We start from the raw sequence: 21,005 nt of genomic DNA, 5'->3' as shown, positions 1-21,005 counted from the left end.
GGCTTTTACCTGCAATCTCTTTGCAGCAGGCTCAAGGGTGTGGCTGAGAAGAACCGAACAACCAGATGGCACCGCATCCGCGCCTCGATGACCCGCAGGGAATGGGCGAACCTCGGCGCTATGGCCGGGTTCATCCTGGCGCTGCACGTCATCGGCTGGTTCACGCTGGTCGCGATCGTCGCCCCGCACCACTACAGCCTCGGCGAGAAGTCGTTCGGCATCGGCATCGGTATCACCGCGTACACGCTCGGCATGCGGCACGCCTTCGACGCCGACCACATCGCCGCCATCGACAACACCACGCGCAAGCTGATGAGCGAGGGACAGCGGCCGCTGTCCGTCGGCTTCTGGTTCTCCCTCGGCCACTCGACCATCGTCTTCGTCCTCGCCCTCCTGCTCTCCCTGGGCGTGAAGGCGCTCGCCGGTCCGGTCACGGACGACGACTCGCGACTGCACGACATCACCGGCTGGATCGGCACCACCGTCTCCGGGGCCTTCCTCTACCTCATCGCGATCATCAACCTGGTGATCATGGCCGGTATCTGGAAGGTGTTCCGGCAGATGCGCTCCGGCCACTTCGACGAGGCCGCCCTGGAGGAACAGCTCGACAACCGCGGCTTCATGAACCGCCTCCTCGGCCGCGTCATGAAGTCGATCACCAAGCCCTGGCAGATGTACCCCCTGGGCATGCTGTTCGGCCTCGGCTTCGACACGGCCACCGAGATCGCCCTGCTGGTCCTCGCCGGCTCGGGCGCCGCCTCCGGCCTGCCCTGGTACGCGATCCTCTGCCTGCCCGTCCTGTTCGCGGCCGGCATGTCGCTGCTGGACACCATCGACGGCTCGTTCATGAACTTCGCCTACGGCTGGGCCTTCTCCAAGCCGGTCCGCAAGGTCTACTACAACCTCACCGTCACCGGCCTGTCCGTCGCCGTCGCCCTCGTCATCGGCACCGTCGAACTGCTGGGCCTGCTCGCCGAGAAGGCGCACCTGCACGGCGTCTTCTGGGACTGGGTGTCCGGGCTCGACCTCAACATCATCGGATACGTCGTCGTCGGCCTGTTCTTCGCCACCTGGGCCCTCGCCCTGCTGGTGTGGAAGGTCGGCCGGATCGAGGAGAAGTGGACGGCGGGGATGGCCCAGGGGCGCACCCCCGCCGAACAGCGAGCCGTCCCCGCCGAACAGCGAGCCGTCCCCGCCGAACAGGGAGCCGAGTAGGCGCCCCCGCCTCACGCGTCCGGGTAGCGGCGCGGCGTCCAGACGACGTCCTCGCCGTCCCCGCGCCGTACGACCCGCGTCTGCGAGGAACCGACCAGCAGGATCGTACGCATGTCGACCTCGGCCGGATCGAGTTCGGCCAGCCGCACGATCCGCACCCGCTCCCCGGACCCGCCGACGTCCCGCGCGACCACGACCGGAGTCTGCGGCGCCCGGTGTTCGAGGAGCAGCTCGCGGGCCTTGGCCACCTGCCAGGTCCGACTGCGCGAACCGGGGTTGTACAGGGCCAGCACCAGATCCGCCGAGGCCGCCGCCCGCAGCCGTTCGGCGATGACCTCCCAGGGCTTGAGCCGGTCGGAGAGAGAGATGGTGGCGTAGTCGTGTCCGAGCGGGGCGCCCGCGCGGGCGGCGGCCGCGTTGGCGGCGGTCACCCCCGGCAGCACCCGCACCGGGATGTCCGCGTACTCCTCCTGCGAGGCGACCTCCAGGACGGCCGTGGCCATCGCGAAGATCCCCGGATCACCCCCGGAGACGACGGCCACCCGCCGCCCCCGCCGGGCCAGTTGCAGCGCGAACTCGGCCCGCTCGGCCTCGACCCGGTTGTCCGAGCCGTGCCGGAGCTGACCGGGACGCACCGGCACCCGGTCCAGGTAGGTGGTGTAGCCGACCAGGTCGTCGGCGGCGGCGAGCGCACCCCGGGTCTCGGGAGTGAGCCACAGCGGACCGGCCGGGCCGGTCCCGACCACGACGACCTCGCCCAGTTCCCGTGCGGCGGGCTCGGCGTCGGCCTGGCTCGGCAGCACGGCGACCGCGAAGTACGGCACCGACTCCGGATCCACGTCGGCCAGTTCGGCCAGCCGCTCGCCGCTCATCGTGGCCCGCTCGACGTACCGCGCCTCGCCCAGCCGGCCCGAACTCTCCAGCGCGCCGCGGACCTTGGTGAAGGTGCGGCCCAGCTTCATCACCACCGCCGCGTCCGTGGCGGCGAGCCGGGCGGTCAGCTCCTCCTCGGGCAGGGTGCCCGGCAGGATGGTCAGCACCTCCTCACCCTCCGCGAGGGGCGTGCCCAGACGGGCGGCGGCGGCAGACACGGAGGTGACACCGGGGACGACCTCGGTGGCGTAGCGGTCCGCGAGCCGCTTGTGCATGTGCATGTAGGAGCCGTAGAAGAGCGGGTCGCCCTCCGCGAGGACGGCGACCGTCCGGCCGGCGTCGAGGTGCGCGGCGAGGCGGGCGGCGGCCTCGGTGTAGAAGTCGTCGATGGCGCCCTGGTAGCCGCCGGGGTGGTCGGTCGTCTCGGTGGTGACCGGGTAGACCAGCCGCTCCTCGATGTGCCGTTCCTGGATGTGCCTCGCCGCGATCGAACGGGCGATGGACCGCCCGTGCCGCGCGCTGTGGTACGCGATCACGTCCGCCTCGGCGATGACCTCCACCGCGCGCACGGTCATCAACGACGGGTCGCCGGGGCCCAGCCCGACGCCGTACAGCTTCCCGCTCACTCTTCCTCACTAGCGATCGCGTTGAGCGCGGCGGCGGCGATGGCGCTGCCCCCGCGTCGGCCACGGACGATCAGGTGTTCAAGCCCCGACGGATGCTCCGCGAGCGCCTCCTTCGACTCGGCGGCCCCCACGAACCCCACCGGCACCCCTATGACGGCGGCCGGGCGGGGGGCGCCCTCCTCGATCATCTCCAGGAGCCGGAACAGCGAGGTCGGCGCGTTCCCGACGGCGACCACCGAACCCTCCAGCCGGTCCCGCCACAGCTCCATGGCGGCGGCGCTGCGCGTGGTGCCCATCTTCGCGGCCAGCTCGGGGACGGCCGGGTCGGACAGGGTGCACAGCACCTCGTTGTCGGCGGGCAGCCGCTTGCGGGTCACTCCGCTGGCCACCATCTGCACGTCTGTGAAAATGGGCGCACCGGCCCGCAGGGCCTCCCGCGCACGGGCCACCACCCCGGGCGAGTACACGAGGTCGCGCACGAGGTCGACCATCCCGCAGGCGTGGATCATCCGCACCGCGACCTGACTGACGTCGGCGGGCAGGCCCGCGAGGTCCGCCTCCGCGCGGATGGTGGCAAAGGACTGGCGGTAGATCGCCGCACCGTCCTTCTCGTACTCGAACACCGTGCTCCTACAGGTCATGCGTGCGGGCCGCCGCCAGGTCGGCGGCGAGCTTCGATGGATGGTCGGTCGTCGTCGTGGCGCGAACCCGGCCGCCTTCCACGACGGAGATCAGGTAGCCGCCGTCCGGGGCCGCGACGACGTCCACGTGATCGCCGCGCGGACGACCGCAACGGCGCTCGCAGCCGGACCAGTACGCCGGCAGCCCGCCGCCCGCGGTGAGCGACGCGGCCGCGTCCGTACGGATGTCCGCCAGCGACTTGGCGCAACCGGGCCGTCCGATGCAGGCACCGACGCCGAGCCAGGGAGAGGCCGGGTCCGTGATCAGACCGACGGAGTCTAGGCCGACAAGCCGGTCGGAGCGCACTGTGGGAAGGATCACTCCACGCCAAGGTGTCAGCCGCAGCTCCCCGGACGCGGCCGTCGTCAGTCCGGTCCACTGCGCTGCGGTGAGGCGGCCCAGCGGGGCGAGGACGGAGAGGCTCGTGGTGCCGTCGGGGCCGGTGACGACGCCGGGGGAGGGGGACGGCTCACTCGCCGGCGGCCAGGCCGGCGAGGCGTCTCCGGCTCCCAGCCGTCGTACGACCTCGTGCGCCAACTCATCGGCGGGCACCGGGAGTTCGGCCACCCGCCAGACCTGGCCGCCACTCGCCTCCAGGAACACCTCGGCGGCCAGCAGCGCGGCCCGGGGCGCGTCCTCGGCGGCGAGGACCACGACGCAACCGGCGGCTCCGATCCGCAGCCACACGGCCCCGTCCGGCGCCGCCCGCAACGTCACGTCCGCACCGAGCCCGGCCACGTCCCCGCGCCCGTCGTCGAGCGCGAACAGGAACCGCCCGGACAGCCGGGCCGCCGCCTCGCTCGCGCACAGCAGCTCGTCCAACGCCCGCAGCCACGGCCGTACGTCGGCGAATCCGTGCCCGTCCAGCCCCGACAGGGGCGAGGCCACCACGTTGCGCACCCGCTCGTGACGCCACGACGGCAGCAGCCCGGCCGCCTCCAGCCGGCCCGCCAACTCCCCGCCGCAGCCGGTCGGCAGACCGCGCAGCTGGACGTTGCCCCGCGACGTCAGATGCAGCTCCCCGTCGCCCAGTTCGAGCGCCGCCAGGCCGAGTTCCCGTGCCTGAGCGACCTGAAGCACGCCCCCGGGAATCCGGATCCGGGCGAGTGCGCCGTCGTCCGCCGTGTGCAGCCTCAATGCGCCCGGGCATGCGTCGTCGCGGTCCCGTGTGACCCCTGTGGCCTGGGACGACGGTCGGATGGAGGGCGTGGACATGGCGGCGAGCATACCGACCGCCCCGGCGACCGTATGCCGCCGCCTCCGCATGCCGACGGCTGTTCCCGTGCCCCTTACTATGCTTCTCGGTGGATCATCCGGTCCGCCACCGCCACGACGGCGACAGGGGAGGAAGCCGGTGCGAATCCGGCGCGGTCCCGCCACTGTGAGCCCACCCCGCCAGGGTCGGGTGAGTCAGGAACTCCCGCCGTCAGACACCACCCGGGGCGCGGACACCCCGAGGAAGGCCGACGCCGCATGATCCTGCTCCTGTCGACGTCCGACACCGACCTGCTCAGCGCCCGCGCGGCGAACGGCCCGGTTTCGTACCGCTTCGCCAACCCCGCCCGGCTCCCGCTCGACGACCTGCCCGCGCTCCTCGACGGCGTCGACCTGGTCGTCGTACGCCTCCTCGGTGGTCTGCGCGCCTGGCAGGAGGGCCTCGACCTGCTGCTCGCCGACGGCCGCCCGGTCGTCGTCCTCTCCGGTGAACAGGCCCCGGACGCCCAGCTGATGGCCGCCTCGACGGTCCCCGTCGGCATCGCCGCCGAGGCCCACGCCTACCTCGCCCACGGCGGCCCCGCCAACCTGGAGCAGCTCGCCCGCTTCCTGTCGGACACGGTCCTGCTGACCGGCCACGGCTTCGACGCACCGGCCGCCGCGCCGAGCTGGGGCCCGCTGGAGCGCGAGTCCCGGACCGACGGCCCGACGATCGCCGTGCTCTACTACCGCGCCCACCACATGAGCGGCAACACGGCGTTCGTGGGCGCCCTGTGCGACGCGATCGAGGAGGCCGGCGGCCGGCCGCTGCCGCTGTACGTCGCTTCCCTGCGGGCCCCCGAGCCCGGACTCATCGACGAACTGCGCGCCGCCGACGCCATCGTCACCACCGTCCTCGCCGCGGGCGGCACCAAGCCCGCCGAGGCATCCGCCGGCGGCGACGACGAGTCCTGGGACGCGGGCGCCCTGACCTCCCTCGACGTGCCGATCCTGCAGGCCCTGTGCCTGACCGGATCCCGGTCCGCCTGGGAGGAGAACGACGAGGGCGTCTCCCCGCTCGACGCCGCCAGCCAGATCGCCGTGCCCGAGTTCGACGGCCGGCTCATCACCGTGCCGTTCTCCTTCAAGGAGATCGACGCCGACGGCCTGCCCGCCTACGTCGCCGACCCCGAGCGCGCGGCGCGCGTCGCCGGAATCGCCGTGCGCCACGCCCGACTTCGGCACATCCCGGCCGCCGACAAGCGCCTGGCCCTGGTCCTGTCCGCCTACCCGACCAAGCACTCCCGGATCGGCAACGCGGTCGGCCTCGACACCCCCGCCAGCGCCGTCGCGCTGCTCAGGCGGCTCAAGGCCGAGGGCTACGACTTCGGCGACAGCGACATCCCCGGCCTGGTCTCCGGCGACGGCGACGAGCTGATCCGCGCGCTCATCGAGGCCGGCGGCCACGACCAGGAGTGGCTCACCGAGGAGCAGTTGGCCCGCAACCCGGTGCGGATCCCGGCGGCCGACTACCGGCGCTGGTTCGCCACGCTCCCGGAGGAGCTGCGGACGGCCGTCGAGGAGCACTGGGGTCCGGCGCCCGGCGAGATGTTCGTCGACCGCAGCCGCAACGAGGAGGGCGACATCGTCCTCGCCGCCCTGCGCTTCGGCAACCTGCTGATCCTCATCCAGCCGCCGCGCGGCTTCGGCGAGAACCCGATCGCGATCTACCACGACCCGGACCTCCCGCCCTCGCACCACTACCTGGCCGCCTACCGCTGGATCGCCGCCCGCACCGAGGACGGCGGTTTCGGCGCCGACGCGATGATCCACCTCGGCAAGCACGGCAACCTGGAGTGGCTGCCCGGCAAGAACGCCGGCCTGTCCGCCGCCTGCGGCCCCGACGCGGCCCTCGGCGACCTGCCCCTGATCTACCCGTTCCTGGTCAACGACCCCGGCGAGGGCACCCAGGCCAAGCGCCGCGTCCACGCCACCCTCATCGACCACCTCGTCCCGCCGATGGCCCGCGCCGACTCCTATGGCGACATCGCGCGTCTGGAGCAACTCCTCGACGAGTACGCCCAGATCTCCTCCATGGACCCGGCGAAGCTCCCGGCCATCCGCGCCCAGATCTGGACCCTGATCCAGGCCGCCAAGCTCGACCACGACCTCGGCCTGGCCGACCGCCCCGACGACGACGGCTTCGACGACTTCCTCCTGCACGTCGACGGCTGGCTGTGCGAGGTCAAGGACGCCCAGATCCGCGACGGCCTGCACGTCCTGGGCAACCCGCCGGCCGGCGCCGACCGCGTCAACCTCGTCCTCGCCATCCTCCGCGCCCGCCAGATCTGGGGCGGCACCACCGCCCTGCCCGGCCTGCGCGAGGCCCTCGGCCTGGACGAGTCCGCCGCGACCCGCACCACGGCCGACGAGGCGGAGGAGAAGGCCCGCGCCCTGGTCCAGGCGATGGACGACGCGGGCTGGGACCCGGCCGCCGTACCCACCGAGCACGGTGAACAGGTCGCCGCCATCCTGGAGTTCGCCGCCCGCGAGGTCGTCCCCCGCCTCGCCGCGACCACGGCGGAGATCGACCACGCCCTGCATGCCCTGGGCGGCGGCTTCGTTCCCGCCGGGCCCTCCGGCTCCCCCCTGCGCGGCCTGGTCAACGTCCTGCCGACCGGCCGTAACTTCTACTCCGTCGACCCGAAGGCCGTCCCGTCCCGCCTCGCCTGGGAGACGGGTCAGGCCCTTGCCGACTCCCTGCTGGAGCGCTACCGCACGGACAACGGCGAATGGCCCACGTCCGTCGGGCTGTCGCTGTGGGGGACGAGCGCCATGCGCACGGCCGGTGACGACGTCGCCGAGGCCCTCGCGCTGCTCGGCGTCCGCCCGGTCTGGGACGACGCCTCGCGCCGGGTGACGGGCCTGGAGGCCATCCCGTACGAGGAGTTGGGGCGCCCGCGTATCGACGTGACGCTGCGGATCTCGGGCTTCTTCCGGGACGCCTTCCCGCACACGATCGGGCTGCTGGACGACGCCGTACGGCTCGCCGCCTCGCTGGAGGAGCCCGCCGCGGCCAACCACGTACGCGCCCACGTCCAGTCCGACCTCGCGGCCCACGGCGACGAGCGCCGCGCGACCACCCGTATCTTCGGCTCCCGCCCCGGTACCTACGGCGCCGGACTGCTCCAGCTCATCGACTCCCGCGACTGGCGCACCGACGCCGACCTCGCCGAGGTCTACACGGTCTGGGGCGGCTACGCCTACGGCCGTGAACTCGACGGCCGCCCGGCCCGCGACGAGATGGAGACGGCGTACAAGCGGATCGCGGTCGCCGCCAAGAACACGGACACCCGTGAGCACGACATCGCCGACTCCGACGACTACTTCCAGTACCACGGCGGCATGGTGGCCACCGTCCGCGCCCTGCGCGGCACGGCCCCCGAGGCGTACATCGGCGACTCCACCCGTCCCGAGACGGTCCGCACCCGCACGCTCGTCGAGGAGACCTCACGCGTCTTCCGCGCCCGTGTCGTCAACCCGAAGTGGATCGAGGCGATGCGCCGTCACGGCTACAAGGGCGCCTTCGAACTCGCCGCGACCGTGGACTACTTGTTCGGCTACGACGCCACGACCGGCGTGATCGCCGACTGGATGTACGACAAGCTCACGGAGACCTACGTCCTGGACCCGACCAACCGCGAGTTCCTCCAGGAGGCCAACCCCTGGGCCCTGCACGGCATCGCCGAGCGGCTGCTGGAGGCGGAGTCGCGCGGGATGTGGGAGAAGCCGGACCCGGCGGTGCTGGAGGCGCTGCGCCAGGTGTACCTGGAGACGGAGGGTGACCTGGAGGGCGGCGAGTGAGGCACGGCCGCCGCACGTGACACTGCGAAGGGCTCCCGCAAGCACCTGCTCGCGGGAGCCCTTCGCCGTGCTCTCGGGGTTGAAGCGCCGTCAGGCGACGGTGGACGCGGCCGGCAGCACGTGGTCGCCGACCTTGTCCGTGCTCAGGCACAGGGAGCAGACGACGGCGTCGTGCGTCGGGCAGGCGGCCACGTCGGGGCGCTCGAACTGCTGCCGGCACACGTGGCAGTCGTAGGTGACGGCACTGGGGTTGCCGTCCTCGTCCAGGAGCGGCTCGTCGATGCCGTCGTCGGTGCGGCGCAGGTAGTACTTGCCCTTGGTGACGACCGCCATCAGCGGGGTGAGGACGAAGGCGATGAGGGCGGCGGCGACCGGGGAGTACGGCTGGAGGGTGTCGCCGAGTGCGTGGAAGTACATGGCGATGGAGAGGCCGGAGGCGGCGACGAAGGCGACCACGCCCACGGGGTTGACGGCGTAGAGCATGCCCCGGCGGAACTCGGGCTGGAGCGGGGAGAGCTTCAGCAGGTACTTGTTGACGCCGATGTCGGTGGCGACGGTGACGACCCAGGCGATGGCGCAGTTCGAGTAGAAGCCCAGGATGCTGTTGAGGAAACTGAACATGTCGGCCTCCATGAGCACCAGCGCGAAGGCCAGGTTGACCAGGACGAAGACCATGCGGCCCGGATAGCGTCCGGTGACCCGGGTGAAGGAGTTCGTCCAGGCGAGGGAACCGGAGTAGGCGTTCGTCACGTTGATCTTGATCTGGCTGATCACGACCAGGGCCACGGCCAGCGGGAGGACGATCCAGGACGGCATCATCGCGTCGAAGGCGTGCTTGAACTGCTGGATCGGCTCCGGTGCGGCGGTGGGGCCGACCTCGGCGAGGATGTAGACCGCGAGGAACACGCCGATGGCCTGCTTCAGCGCGCCCAGCACCACCCAGCCGGGCCCGGCCATCACCACGGCCGTCCACCAGGCGCGCTTGTTCGCCTCGGTCTTGGGCGGCATGAAGCGCAGGTAGTCGATCTGCTCGCCGATCTGCGCGATCAGGGAGAGACACACGCCCGCGCCGAGCAGCACGGCGGCGGTGTTGACGCCGCCCTCGCCGTCGGTGCCGGCGTAGGCGAGGAAGCGGTCGACGGTGCCGGGGTCGGTGGCGACCAGGTAGACCAGCGGGCCGACCATCAGCAGCAGCCAGATCGGCGTCGTCCACACCTGGAGCTTGCTCAGCGCCTTCATGCCGTAGATCACCAGCGGGATCACCATGAGCGTGGAGACCAGATAGCCGAGCCACAGCGGCAGTCCGAGCCCCAGTTTCAGGCCCTGGGCCATGATCGAGCCTTCGAGGGCGAAGAAGATGAAGGTGAAGCTGGCGAAGATGACACTGGTGAGGACCGAACCGAAGTAACCGAAGCCGGAACCGCGGGTGATGAGGTCCAGGTCGATGTTGTAGCGGGCCCCGTAGTACGCCAGCGGGAAGCCGGTCACGAAGATGACGACGGCGGCGACGGCGATGGCGAGCAGTGCGTTGCCGGTGCCGTGGGCCAGGCCGATGCCGGCGCCGATGGAGAAGTCGGCCATGTAGGCGATGCCGCCGAGCGCGGTCGTCGCCACCACCATCGGGGTCCAGCGGCGGTAACTGCGCGGCGCGAAACGGAGGGTGTAGTCCTCCAGAGTCTCCTTGACCGCCTGGTCGGCGGATGGTGTCGGGTCTGCCGCAGCCGACCGTGACTCTGTGGTGCTCATGTCACGCCTCCCGGTGGCGCTCGGTTCGGGTGGTGGGGGGATGGGTGGGAGCCCGCTTGGCGTCGTCGGCAGCACGGAGGAGTCGACGGATCGTCATGAGCCGTCAGAGGGGCCTGTATACGACTCAGCTCCCAGGGCCGCCACGTTAGAAAGCGGTTGTTTCCATGGGGGCCGACTGGTGTGAACGGGATGTTTCCTGGGCCTCACCTGCCTCGGCTCAGTCCGTTCGAGGCCGTCCGACTAAGGTCGTCCGATGACGAGTAGCAGCGTGTCGCGTGCCCACGTCCTCGACGGCACCCCTCCGACCACGGCATCCGACAACTGGCGGGATCGTCTACGCCTGTTCGGGTACGCCGGAGGCCCCCGCACCGACACCCGCGAACGTCTCGCTGCGCCCTTTCCCGAGCCGACGCGGTCGCATCGGGCCGCACAGGCGATGAGTTGGCTGGGACCCGTACTCGTCGCCCTCTTCGCCGGAGCGCTGCGCTTCTGGCACCTCGGAAGCCCCCGCAACCTGGTCTTCGACGAGACCTACTACGCCAAGGACGCCTGGTCCCTGCTGCGGTTGGGCTACGAGGGCACCTGGCCGGACCGTAAGATCGCCGACCCGCAGATACTCGCGGACCCGCAGGTGATCCCGCTGTCCGACACCGGGGCCTTCGTCGCGCATCCGCCGATGGGGAAGTGGGTGATGGCGCTCGGCGAGTGGGGGTTCGGCCTCACCCCGTTCGGCTGGCGCTTCATGACGGCCGTCCTCGGCACACTGTCCGTGCTGATGCTGTGCCGAACAGGCCGCCGACTGTTCCGCTCGACGGCGCTGGGCTGCCTGGCCGGCGCGCTGATGGCGGTGGACGGTCTGCACCATGTGATGAGCCGTACCGCTCTGCTCGACCTCGTGGTGATGTTCTTCGTGCTGGCGGCGTTCGGCTCCCTGCTGATCGACCGCGACCACGCACGCGCGCGGCTCGCGGCGGCCCTGCCCGTCGGCGAGGACGGCCGCGCACGCCCGGACGCGCTCACCGGCGACCGGGCCGGGACGGGACTGCGCCCGTGGCGGCTCGCCGCCGGCCTCTTCCTCGGCCTCGCGGCCGCCACCAAGTGGAACGGCCTGTACTTCCTCGCCTTCTTCATGGTCCTGACCCTGCTGTGGGACGTAGGCGCCCGTCGCGTGGCGGGGGCGCGGCGCCCGTATCTCGCCGTACTGCGCAAGGACCTCGGCCGGTCGGTGCTGTCGGTCCTGCCGGTCGCCGCGGTCACCTATCTGATGACGTGGACCGGCTGGTTCCTGTCCGACAACGGCTACGCGCGCCACTGGGCGGACGGCCGCGGCGGCACCTGGTCGTGGATCCCGGCGCCGCTGCGCAGCCTGTGGCACTACGAGTACGGGGTCTACCAGTTCAACGTCGGGCTGCACTCCTTCCACAAGTACGAGTCCAACCCCTGGAGTTGGCTGGTCCTCGGCCGCCCCGTGCTGTTCGACTACGAGTCGGTGCCGGCCGGGCGGGACGGCTGCGGCGCGACCGCCGACTGCTCACAGGCCATCCTCGCGCTGGGCACACCGCTTCTGTGGTGGTCGGCGTGCGGCGCGCTGCTGTATCTCCTCTACCGCTGGGCCCTGCGCCGCGACTGGCGGGCCGGCGCCGTCCTGTGCGCGGTCGGCGCCGGCTATCTGCCCTGGTTCCTGTACCAGGACCGCACGATCTTCTCCTTCTACGCGGTCGTCTTCGTGCCGTACCTCTGCCTCGCCGTGGCCATGATGCTCGGCGCGCTGCTGGGGCCGCGCGGGGCGAGCGAGAAACGCCGCATGTGGGGCGCGGTGCCGGCGGGCGCGCTGGTGCTGCTGATCGCCTGGAACTTCATCTACCTCTTCCCGGTCTACACCGGGCAGACGATCCCGTACGCCGACTGGTACGCCCGGATGTGGTTCGACACCTGGATATGAGCCGGGCGGGTGCGGTGCGGCGGCGTGCCGATGGCCGGCGCGGCTGCCCGCTCAGAGGAAGCTGACCCCCTGAGCCAGGGCGAGTTCGCTGGAGTAGTTGACGGTGTTGGTGGCCGAGCGCATATAGGCCTTCCAGGCGTCCGAGCCGGACTCGCGGCCGCCGCCGGTGTCCTTCTCGCCGCCGAACGCGCCGCCGATCTCGGCTCCGGAGGTGCCGATGTTGACGTTGGCGATGCCGCAGTCGGAGCCGGCGGACGAGAGGAAGATCTCCGCTTCCTGCTGGTCGCGGGTGAAAATGCTGGAGGACAGGCCCTGGGGGACGTCGTTGTGCAGGGCGATGGCCTCCTCCAGGGTGTCGTAGGTGAGGACGTACAGGATGGGCGCGAAGGTCTCCTCCCGTACGACGTCGGTCTGTGCCTCGACACGGATCAGGACCGGCTCGACGTAGGCGGCGGAAGGCGCGGCCTCGGACAGTCGCCGGTTGCCGCCCGCCAGGACCTTGCCGCCCTCGGCCTGGACGCGGGAGACGGCGACCCGCATGGCGTCGAGGGCCTTGGCGGAGATGAGCGGGCCGACCAGGGTCGTCTCGTCGAACGGGCTGCCGATCGGCAGCTTGCCGTAGGCGGCGGTCAGCCGCTCGACGAGCGTGTCGGCGATGTCGCGGTGGACGATGAGCCGGCGCAGGGTGGTGCAGCGCTGGCCCGCCGTGCCGGCCGCGGCGAAGACGATGCCCTGGACGGCGAGGTCCAGATCGGCGGACGGGGCGACGATCGCGGCGTTGTTGCCGCCGAGTTCCAGCAGGCTGCGGCCGAAGCGCGCGGCGACCCGGGGGCCGACCTCGCGGCCCATGTGCGTCGAACCGGTGGCGCTGACCAGGGCCACGCGGGGATCGTCGACCAGCTTCTCGCCCACCGCCCGGTCGCCGAGCAGGAGCCGGTGCACGTCACGCGGCGCACCGACCTCGTCGGCGGCCCGGGCCAGCAGGTGGTCGCAGGCCAGGGAGATCAGCGGCGTGAGCTCGGAGGGCTTCCAGATCACGGTGTCGCCGCAGACGAGGGCGACGGCGGTGTTCCACGACCACACGGCGGCCGGGAAGTTGAACGCCGAGATGACGCCGACCACCCCGAGCGGATGCCAGGTCTCGGCGAGGCGGTGGCCGGGACGTTCGGAGGCGATCGTACGGCCGTACAGCTGACGGGACAGACCGACCGCGAACTCGCAGATGTCGATCATCTCCTGGATCTCGCCGAGCGCCTCGGAGCGGATCTTGCCCGCCTCGATGGTGACGAGGTCCGCGAGGTCGCCCTTGTGCTCGCGCAGCAACTCGCCCAGGCGGCGCACGAGTTCACCGCGGCGCGGGGCGGGCGTGGTGCGCCAGGTCAGGAAGGCGGCACGACTGGCCGTGATCGCCTCGTCGGTGTCGGCCTCGGTGGCGGTCGGCAGCCCGAACAGGTCCTCGCCGGTGAGGGGTGTGCGGGCCTGGAAGTCGCCGCCCTCGGGGACGACGGCTCCGATGCGGTCCAGGGCCGTGCGGGCGCGGGCGCGCAGCTCGTCGGTGGTGGGCAGGGCGGGGCGGGTCATGATGCTCCTTGTCAGGTCAGGGGGTGAGGGGGGCGAGGCCGAGCCGATCGCTCACGGCCGTGAGGGACGCGTCGCGCTGCTTCGCGTAGAGCGCGAACGGGTCCAGCACCTCGCGTCCGACGGCGCCGGACAGCCAGGCCGCGTCGTAGGCGGTGCCTTCCCGGCCGTTGTCGCGGGTGCCCTCGCCGCTGAGGTTGGACTGGAAGATCCCGGCGGCCGAGCGGGGCAGGAAGTCCTCGTAGACGACGGGCTCGGCCCGCACCCAGCCCTGCGCCACCAGTTCGCCGAGCGTGGCGGGCGGCCCGCTCCCGTCACGGGGCCGGTCGGCCACGAGCCGGTAGGTGAAGTACGCCAGTCCCCGCGCGGCGAGTTCCTCCTCGCTGCCCGGCATGCGCCGCTCCCACACGGCGCGCGCGATGTCCCCGCGGGCCTCGGCGGGGCCCTGGGACGCCTGCTCGTCGACACGGCCCAGAAGCTGGTCGTAGAGGGCGCGGCCCTGGCGGGTGAGGGCGATGCCGCGGGCCTCGACCTCGCCGAAGCGCACCCGCAGCGCGCCGCTGGCGACGCTGCCGTCCGCGAGACGCATCGCGCGCGGCTCGGCCAGCGCCCGGAAGGAGGTCTGCCGCAGCAGCACGTCGGGCCCCTTCCAGGCAGGCGGGCCCTGGATGGTGTCGATCATCTCGATGCCCCGCCGCGTCATACGGCGGTACAGCTCGTCGATGTCCAGGACGCGCGGGGTGAGGTGGTTGATGTGGGTGCTGCGGACACCGCCGATGTCCGCGGCGACGGCGGAGATCCGCTCCAGGGTCCCGTACCACGCCCGGTCGACCGGTTCGCTCGACAACTCGAAGGCGCCGACGGCCAGTTGGAGGAACCGCTCGGCGTCGTCCTCGGGCAGTTCCCGCTCGGCCTCGGCCCGGTCGGCCAGGGCCAGCAGCTCCGGCGGGAACAGCTCGCGGGCGGCGAGGAAGGCCTCCAGGCGTGCGCGCAGGTCGGCGTCGAAGAAGCGGGGGTCGGCCGGGGTGAGCATGGAGGTGAACACCCGGAAGGGGTTGCGGGCCAGCTCCTCGCCGTCGACCGGGCGGAAGGCGGTGGAGACGACGGGCACCGCGCTCGCGGCGGCCTCCCGCAGGTCGTAGAAGCCGACCGGACGCATGCCGAGGGCGCCGAAGACACGGGCGACCTGCTGGAGCTCGCGCGGGGTGCCGACGCGGATGGCCCCGTGCCGCTCGGCCGTCACCCGGCCGATGGAGCCCAGGCGTTCGGCGTCGGCGCCCCGCTCGCGCAGGACGTCCTCGTTGACCTCGCGCGAGACGTCCACCAGCGTGGTGTAGGCGGGCACCTCCTGCCCGTACATCCGCGACAGCCGCGCTGCGAACGCGGCCCGCAGCTGCCACTGACTGATCGTTGACATGCGTCGGCCTTTCTACGGGGGTCACACCACGTGGGCTTCGGGGCGGGCCTCGGCGCCGTGGTGGAACCGGTCGGCGCTGAGCGGGGAGATGTCGGTGAACGGCTCGCGGTCCAGGTAGAGATCGCGTACGACTTCGCCGACCGCGGGCGCCTGGAGGAAGCCGTGGCCGGAGAACCCGGTGGCGTAAAGGAAGTCGGGCAGTGCGCCCGAGCGGCCGATCAGGGCGTTGTGGTCCGGAGTGACCTCGTACAGGCCCGCCCAGCCGCCGACCGTCCGCATGTCGGCCAGCGCCGGGGCGCGGCGGCGGGCGGCGGCGCGGAACAGCTCCAGCCACTGAGGGGTCCAGGTGGTGTCGAAGCCGTCCTCCTGACCGGGGTCGGCCAGCCCGAACAGCAGCCCGTCGTCACTGTTGTGGAAGTAGGCGCTGGAGGAGAAGTCGATGGTGAACGGGATGCGCGGCACGGGCGGTGCGAGCGGTTCGGTGAAAGCCAGTTGCCGTCGCACGGGCCGCACGGGGAGGTCGACGCCGGCCATGGCGCCGATCCGCGCCGACCAGGCACCCGCCGCACAGATCACGGCGGTGCAGGCGATGCGTCCGTGGCTGGTGTGCACGCCGGTGACGCGTTCCCCGGCCGTGTCGAGGCCGGTGACGGTGGTGTGGGTGGCGAGGACGACGCCGGCCCGTGCGGCCGCCCGGGCGTATCCCTGGACGACCAGGCCGGGGCGGGCGTGTCCGTCGGTGGGGGAGTGGACGGCGGCCACCAGGCCGTCGGTGCTGACGTAGGGACACAGGCGGTGGGCCTCGTCGGCGCCGATCATGCGGCTCGGCACGCCCAGGCCGTTCTGGAGGGCCACGCCGGCCTCGAAGGCCGTCGCCTGCTCCTCGTCGTCGAGCAGGAAGAGATAGCCGACGGTGTCGAGCCTGATGTCGGCGCCCGGCCGGTGCGGGAAGTCCCCGTAGGCACGGAGGCTGCGGCTGCCCAACTCGATGTTGAGCGGGTCCGAGAACTGGGCGCGCACGCCCCCGATCGGCTTGCCGGAACTGCCGCAGCCGAGGTCACCGCGCTCGACGAGGACGATGTCGCGCACCCCCGCCTCGGCGAGGTGGAACGCGATGCTCGTACCCATCACGCCACCACCGATGATCACGACATGGGCGGAGGACGGGACGGCACGGTGGGCGGAGGACGACAACGGGCCACTCCCTCGCAGCTGTGAGGACAGAGGTACACAGGGATGCCGATCAGCTATCTGTGCGTCATCGTGCAGCAACCCAAACATTGACGTCCATCAACAGTTACTGCGGGAGACCTTTTAGAGTCCCTATATGGACTGGACGAGCGCGCAGCTGCGTGCCCTGGTGGAACTGACCCGGCGCGGCACGATCACCGCCGTCGCGGAGGCCCTCGGATACACCCCCGGCGGGGTCTCCCAGCAGATCGCGGCGCTGGAGAAGGCCACCGGCATGCAGCTGCTGCGCAGGGTCGGACGCCGGGTGGAACTCACCGACGCCGGGACGACGCTGGCCCTGCACGCCGAGCGCATCCTCACCACGGAGGCCGAGGCCGTCGAGGCGCTGGAGCGCACCCGCAACGAGATCTCCGGGACGCTGCGGATCGGGCTCTTCGCGACCGCCGCCGCCGAGATCCTGCCGCCGGCCCTGCGGCGGATCCGCGAGCTGCACCCGGGCGTGACCGTGCGCAGCAGGGACATGGACGTGGACGAGGTGTACGACGCGGTAGTCGGCGGCGGCGTCGACCTGGCGCTCGGCCTCGACTACCCGGACGTGCCCATCCCGCGCGATCCGTCGCTGCGTGTCCGGGAACTGTTCCGGGAGCGCTTCTCGCTCGCGGTGCCCGCGGGGGCGATGCCGGGGCGGCGGCGCGTCTCCCTCGCCGACGCCGGCGAACAGGGCTGGATCCTCCCGTCCGTCGGCAGCTACTACGGCCGTGCCGTGCTCACCGCCTGCCGCCGAGCCGGCTTCGAACCACAGGTCCTCCACGAGGTGACCGACACGGCCGCCACCCTCGCCCTGGTCGAGTCCGGCGTCGGTGTCAGCGTCGTGACGGACCTGATGCTGCGGCTGCGCCCGTCCCGCCTCGACGTCCTGGAGCTCCAGGAGACGATGGAACGTCACATCGTGGTCGTGTTCCGCTCCTTCGCCGAGGACCGGCCGACGGTGGCCGCCCTGGTCGACGTCCTGCGAGCCTGCGCGGACCGGACGCCCCCGGGTGCGCGCGAGGGGTGAGCGGCGCCCGGGGGGCCAGACCCCCTTGGCCTCAGAGGCGGAAGTCGTCGTGCTGCTGAGTCTTCCGGCCGCCGCATGCCGCCCGGGATGGTTTCAGGCCAAGTGGTGACCCCCACCACGCCGGCGGCCCTCGGCGCCGCCGCACCCCCCGCCCTGGAGCGAGCGACGTCCCCCAACCACACCCCCAAGTCCGGGCTGCCGCCACTGCTGGGCAGAGGACCCCGGGGGATCTTCCGGCGCACCCTCCCCAACACCGCCCGGGGCGTCGGCAAGGGCGGCACCCGGATGAGCCCGACCGTCTCCGTCGGCGAGATCGCCCGGCTGGCCCGCGTCATGACCTGGAAGCGGGCGGGCGTCGACCTCTTCTACGGCGGCGCGAAGGCCGGCATCGTCGCCGACCCGGCCTCCCCCGACAAGGAGGCGATCCTGCGCGCCTTCGCCCGCGCCCTGTCCAACAAGGTGCCCCGCGAGTACGTGATGGGCCTCGACATGGGCCTCACCGAGGACGACGCGGCCGTCGTCCAGAACGAACTCAAGGCCGGCTGCCCCGCCAGTACGTCCGCACAGCTGTCCACGGCAGTGCCCGTGCGTCATCTCACAGCCGGGCGAAAGGGGCAGGATTGCGCGGGCATGAGACGAAAACGTAGCTTGAACGCCTGGTCCGTGACCTGAAGCGGTTGAAAGGTTCTTCCGGTGGGACGACGTGAGAAGCCGGTGGACCCGGACGCCGGTCCCGTGCAGCGGCTCGCGCACGATCTTCGGGTCCTGCGGCAGAAGGCGGGGACGCCCCCGTACCGGGAGATGGCCGAGCGAGCGGGCTACTCGACGACCGCGCTGTCCCAGGCGGCAGCCGGGGAACAGCTGCCGACCCGGGCAGTGGTGCGGGCGTACGCCGAGGCACTGGACGCCGACCCCGACGCATGGGAGCGGCGCTGGCGGGAGGCCGATGCCGAGGTCCGGGCGCCCGCACCGGACGAGACGCCGCCGTACCGGGGCCTGGCCCGTTTCGAACCGGACGACAGCCATCTGTTCTTCGGCCGGGAGGCACTGGTCGGCGAACTGCTGGAGCTGGTGCGCGAGCACCGGTTCGCGGCGGTGTTCGGGCGAGGAGGGCCGGGACCGGCTGCGCGCACAGCGCCGGCTCGGCGAGGCGGCACTCGTCTGGGAGGAACTGGAGCGCGACCCCGGCGCGCTGTACCGGGGCACGTCCCTGGCCCGGGCCGAGGAACTGCTCGCCCGGCAGCGGGACGACGATCTCACCGGGCTGGAGCGGGCCTTCCTCACCGCGTCCCTGACGGCCCGGGACGCCGAGCGCGAGGCCGAGGCCCGCACCGCACGGCGGATGCGGTCCCGGACCGTAGGCCTGACCGTGCTCCTCGTCCTGGCCCTGACCGCCGGCCTCGTCGCCTGGCAGCGGGACCGGGCCGGCCAGGAGGAGGCGGCCAAGGCCGCCGCCCGCCGGCTGGCAGCCGTGTCCGACAGCCTGCGCTCCACCGACCCCCGCACCGCCGCACTGCTCGGCGTGGCCGCCTGGCGCACCGCCCCGCTCACCGAGTCCCGCTCGGCCCTGCTCGCCGCCCTGGTCCAGCCGGAACGCGACGCCTTCACCGACCCCGACGCCGGACGTGACATCCGCCGCTTCCTCACCGACGGCGGCCGGACCCTGCTCAGCGTCGACGGCACCGAGGTGACCGTCCGGAACGTCGCCGACCACAAGGTCACCGCCACGTACCACCTGCCGAGCGGCACCGAGGCGATCTCCGCGGGTCCCGGCTCCCGTTTCCTCGACGTCATCGGACCGGACGGCGCCGAGACACTCTGGAACCTACCTCGCGGCCGACCGGCCGCCGAGCTGGGCGACGCGTCGCTCCAGGGCAGCGCGCCCGACGCGAGCGCCTACCTCACCGGCCCGGTGAACGGCCCCGGCGCGGTCCGGCTGCACCGGACGGCCGACGGCAAGGTCCTCTTCACCACCCACGTCGACCGCGCGCTCACCACCGTGGCCGTCGGCCCCGAAGGGCGCCTGCTCGCCCTCTGCCCCGCCGACGGCCCGCCCCAACTGTGGGACACCGTCGACGGCAGGCGACTGCCGGGGGAGTGGGACAAGGCGGACAAGACCGTGTGCGGCACCGGCTCCGGCGCGGACAGCGGCACACGCATGCTGAGGTTCAGCGCGGACGGCACACGGCTGGCCGCCGTCCACGACACGACGGCCCAGGTCTGGGAGGTACGGGACGGACGCGACCTCGGCGAGTTCACCAGCGGCGCCGACACGGGCTTCACCGACGCCGCCCTCTCCCCGGACGGGGAGTTCCTGGCCACGGCGGACGGCCACGAACTCGCCGTGTGGCGGCTGGCCACCGGCGGCACCCGTGTCTTCCACCGGCAGCTGACCGCGGCCGACACCGACGGACTCACCTGGGACCGAGGCGACCGGCGCCTCCTGCGGTACCTCGACGGCGCCACGGTCCACACCCTCGACCTGACCGACCGCCTCACCCCGCGCTGGCAGACCACCGAGTCCGACACGAGCGTCCTTGGTCCCGACGGCTCCGCCCTGGCCACCATCACCCGGTCCGGCAGCGCCTACCGCTTCGAGCTGCGCTCCACGAGAACGCGCACGGGCACGGGCACGGGCACGGGCGTGACGGCGGGCGTCAGCAGCGATACCGGCATGGGCCCGGTACTCGCCCGCGCCTCCCTCGGCCCGCTGCCGGGCATGTCCGACGCGGACACTCCGCTGGCGGCCTTCAGCCCGGACGGCCGCGCGCTGGCCGTCGCCGACACCACGTCCGCGCACGGCTCGCGGCGGCTGCGCGTCACCGTGTGGGACGTACGGACGCACAAGGTGCGTAGGGTCCTCGACATCTCCAGAGCGGCCGACCGCCCGGTCAGCGCCCTCGCGCTGGGGCCCGGCGGCCGTACCCTGGCCGCCGTCCGCGCCACCGCCGACGGCTACGCGACGGAGCTCTGGGACACCCGCGCCCACCGACGGACGGCCACCTTGCGCGGCCTCTCCGGCGGGACGGCGGCCGTGCGGCCGGACGGCGGCCTGCTCGTGGCCTCCGACGACCAGTACGCCGATCCGAGGTCGGGCAAGGTCACCGGGCGTGCGCTCGCCGACGGCCGCGAGGTCACCGCGCTGGCCTTCAACCGGGACGGCAGCCGGCTCGCCGTCGGCGACGCCACCGGCCACGTCACCCTGTGGGACGGCGACCTCCGGCACCGCACGGGTGCGCTGACCGGCACCTCCGGCACGGTCTCCCAGGGGCCGCCCGAGGCGGTGGGCGCGCTCGCCTTCTCCGCCGACGGCGGCACGCTGGCCGTGGGCGGCGCCGACGGAACGCTGCGGCTGTGGGACACCGCGGGGCAGCAGCTGCTCGGCGGGGACCTGCCCACGTCCGGCGACGCGATCCGCTCCCTCGCCTTCGCTCAAACCGGCGGCACGGTCTACGCCGCCGGCCCGCATGTACCGCTCCAGCCTCTTTCCCCCGACCCGGACCAGGCCGTGCGCACGATCTGCGCCCGCACCCGTGGCGGACTGACCGAGGCGCAGTGGCGGACGTACGTACCTGACGCGCCCCACGAGAACCTGTGCGGCCAAAACGACTGAAACCGCCG

General features: G+C 72.4%; 13 protein-coding genes, 1 pseudogene and 1 riboswitch. Of the genes and pseudogenes, 7 read left to right on the top strand and 7 right to left on the bottom strand.

Going from position 1 to position 21,005, the window contains the following annotated elements:
• Positions 1–87: 87 nt before the first annotated feature.
• Positions 88–1,215: a Nickel transporter NicT gene (nicT, locus tag AQJ67_RS20085; RefSeq protein WP_079056055.1), complete on the top strand. Its 1,128-nt coding sequence runs from the start codon at positions 88–90 to the stop codon at positions 1,213–1,215.
• A gap of 11 nt (positions 1,216–1,226) precedes the next feature.
• On the opposite strand, the gene AQJ67_RS20080 is transcribed toward nicT, so the two are convergent.
• From AQJ67_RS20080 to cobG, 3 genes are read right to left on the bottom strand one after another with little or no spacing between them, the layout of a single operon-like run.
• Positions 1,227–2,714, bottom strand: coding sequence for a precorrin-2 C(20)-methyltransferase (locus tag AQJ67_RS20080; protein WP_062720360.1), 1,488 nt, complete (start codon positions 2,712–2,714; stop codon positions 1,227–1,229).
• Entirely contained in the window at positions 2,711–3,337 is a 627-nt protein-coding gene (locus AQJ67_RS20075; protein ID WP_062720359.1) for a precorrin-8X methylmutase, read from the bottom strand. Before AQJ67_RS20075 ends, AQJ67_RS20080 begins: the two co-directional genes overlap by 4 nt.
• Before the next feature lie 7 nt (positions 3,338–3,344).
• Positions 3,345–4,622, bottom strand: a complete 1,278-nt coding sequence (gene cobG / locus AQJ67_RS20070; RefSeq protein WP_062720358.1) for a precorrin-3B synthase — start codon at positions 4,620–4,622, stop codon at positions 3,345–3,347.
• Between the two features lie 61 nt (positions 4,623–4,683).
• Positions 4,684–4,834, top strand: a riboswitch (cobalamin riboswitch).
• Between the two features lie 34 nt (positions 4,835–4,868).
• On the opposite strand from cobG, the gene cobN reads away from it, so the two are divergent.
• Positions 4,869–8,453: a cobaltochelatase subunit CobN gene (gene cobN, locus AQJ67_RS20065; protein ID WP_062720357.1), complete on the top strand. Its 3,585-nt coding sequence runs from the start codon at positions 4,869–4,871 to the stop codon at positions 8,451–8,453.
• A 90-nt stretch (positions 8,454–8,543) separates the two neighbouring features.
• Here cobN and AQJ67_RS20060 read toward each other — a convergent pair whose 3' ends face one another.
• The gene (locus AQJ67_RS20060) at positions 8,544–10,199 is read right to left on the bottom strand and encodes a purine-cytosine permease family protein (protein WP_062720356.1); all 1,656 of its coding nucleotides are present in this window, start codon (positions 10,197–10,199) and stop codon (positions 8,544–8,546) included.
• A 253-nt stretch (positions 10,200–10,452) separates the two neighbouring features.
• On the opposite strand from AQJ67_RS20060, the gene AQJ67_RS20055 reads away from it, so the two are divergent.
• The gene (locus AQJ67_RS20055; protein WP_208615009.1) at positions 10,453–12,141 is read left to right on the top strand and encodes a dolichyl-phosphate-mannose--protein mannosyltransferase; all 1,689 of its coding nucleotides are present in this window, start codon (positions 10,453–10,455) and stop codon (positions 12,139–12,141) included.
• Between the two features lie 51 nt (positions 12,142–12,192).
• Here AQJ67_RS20055 and amaB read toward each other — a convergent pair whose 3' ends face one another.
• The 3 genes from amaB to AQJ67_RS20040 are packed head-to-tail and all read right to left on the bottom strand — an operon-like array spanning position 12,193 to position 16,330.
• Positions 12,193–13,722 (bottom strand): L-piperidine-6-carboxylate dehydrogenase, encoded by a 1,530-nt coding sequence (gene amaB, locus AQJ67_RS20050; protein ID WP_062720355.1) that lies wholly within the window; start codon positions 13,720–13,722, stop codon positions 12,193–12,195.
• Between the two features lie 16 nt (positions 13,723–13,738).
• Entirely contained in the window at positions 13,739–15,136 is a 1,398-nt protein-coding gene (gene hglS / locus AQJ67_RS20045; protein WP_062720354.1) for a 2-oxoadipate dioxygenase/decarboxylase, read from the bottom strand.
• 21 nt (positions 15,137–15,157) lie between these two features.
• The gene (locus AQJ67_RS20040; RefSeq protein WP_062720353.1) at positions 15,158–16,330 is read right to left on the bottom strand and encodes an NAD(P)/FAD-dependent oxidoreductase; all 1,173 of its coding nucleotides are present in this window, start codon (positions 16,328–16,330) and stop codon (positions 15,158–15,160) included.
• Positions 16,331–16,463: 133 nt separating this feature from the next.
• Here AQJ67_RS20040 and AQJ67_RS20035 point away from each other — a divergent pair, with 133 nt between their 5' ends.
• The 4 genes and pseudogenes from AQJ67_RS20035 (at position 16,464) to AQJ67_RS50725 (ending at position 20,997) form a co-directional block, all read left to right on the top strand.
• Entirely contained in the window at positions 16,464–17,384 is a 921-nt protein-coding gene (locus AQJ67_RS20035) for a LysR family transcriptional regulator (protein ID WP_062720352.1), read from the top strand.
• Positions 17,385–17,579: 195 nt separating this feature from the next.
• Positions 17,580–17,918, top strand: a pseudogene (locus AQJ67_RS20030) (Glu/Leu/Phe/Val dehydrogenase dimerization domain-containing protein); the annotation flags it as partial.
• A 159-nt stretch (positions 17,919–18,077) separates the two neighbouring features.
• Positions 18,078–19,013: a helix-turn-helix domain-containing protein gene (locus AQJ67_RS50730; protein WP_159058801.1), complete on the top strand. Its 936-nt coding sequence runs from the start codon at positions 18,078–18,080 to the stop codon at positions 19,011–19,013.
• 529 nt (positions 19,014–19,542) lie between these two features.
• On the top strand, positions 19,543–20,997 hold the full coding sequence (locus tag AQJ67_RS50725) for a WD40 repeat domain-containing protein (protein WP_425264170.1): 1,455 nt from the start codon (positions 19,543–19,545) through the stop codon (positions 20,995–20,997).
• Positions 20,998–21,005: the final 8 nt, after the last annotated feature.

Origin of the sequence: Streptomyces caeruleatus, from assembly GCF_001514235.1 — a bacterium.
Taxonomy (GTDB): Bacteria; Actinomycetota; Actinomycetes; order Streptomycetales; family Streptomycetaceae; genus Streptomyces; species Streptomyces caeruleatus.
The sequence above is the reverse complement of the archived record's forward strand: the minus strand, read 5'-3'. Positions and strand labels throughout refer to the sequence as shown.

Bases quoted from the DNA above. Each gene is read 5' to 3' on its own strand.
- nicT (WP_079056055.1), top strand. From the start codon at position 88: ATGACCCGCAGGGAATGGGCGAACCTCGGCGCTATGGCCGGGTTCATC.
- cobG (WP_062720358.1), bottom strand. From the start codon at position 4,622: ATGCTCGCCGCCATGTCCACGCCCTCCATCCGACCGTCGTCCCAGGCC.
- cobN (WP_062720357.1), top strand. From the start codon at position 4,869: ATGATCCTGCTCCTGTCGACGTCCGACACCGACCTGCTCAGCGCCCGC.
- AQJ67_RS20060 (WP_062720356.1), bottom strand. From the start codon at position 10,199: ATGAGCACCACAGAGTCACGGTCGGCTGCGGCAGACCCGACACCATCC.
- AQJ67_RS20055 (WP_208615009.1), top strand. From the start codon at position 10,453: ATGACGAGTAGCAGCGTGTCGCGTGCCCACGTCCTCGACGGCACCCCT.
- amaB (WP_062720355.1), bottom strand. From the start codon at position 13,722: ATGACCCGCCCCGCCCTGCCCACCACCGACGAGCTGCGCGCCCGCGCC.
- hglS (WP_062720354.1), bottom strand. From the start codon at position 15,136: ATGTCAACGATCAGTCAGTGGCAGCTGCGGGCCGCGTTCGCAGCGCGG.
- AQJ67_RS20035 (WP_062720352.1), top strand. From the start codon at position 16,464: ATGGACTGGACGAGCGCGCAGCTGCGTGCCCTGGTGGAACTGACCCGG.
- AQJ67_RS50725 (WP_425264170.1), top strand. From the start codon at position 19,543: ATGCTGAGGTTCAGCGCGGACGGCACACGGCTGGCCGCCGTCCACGAC.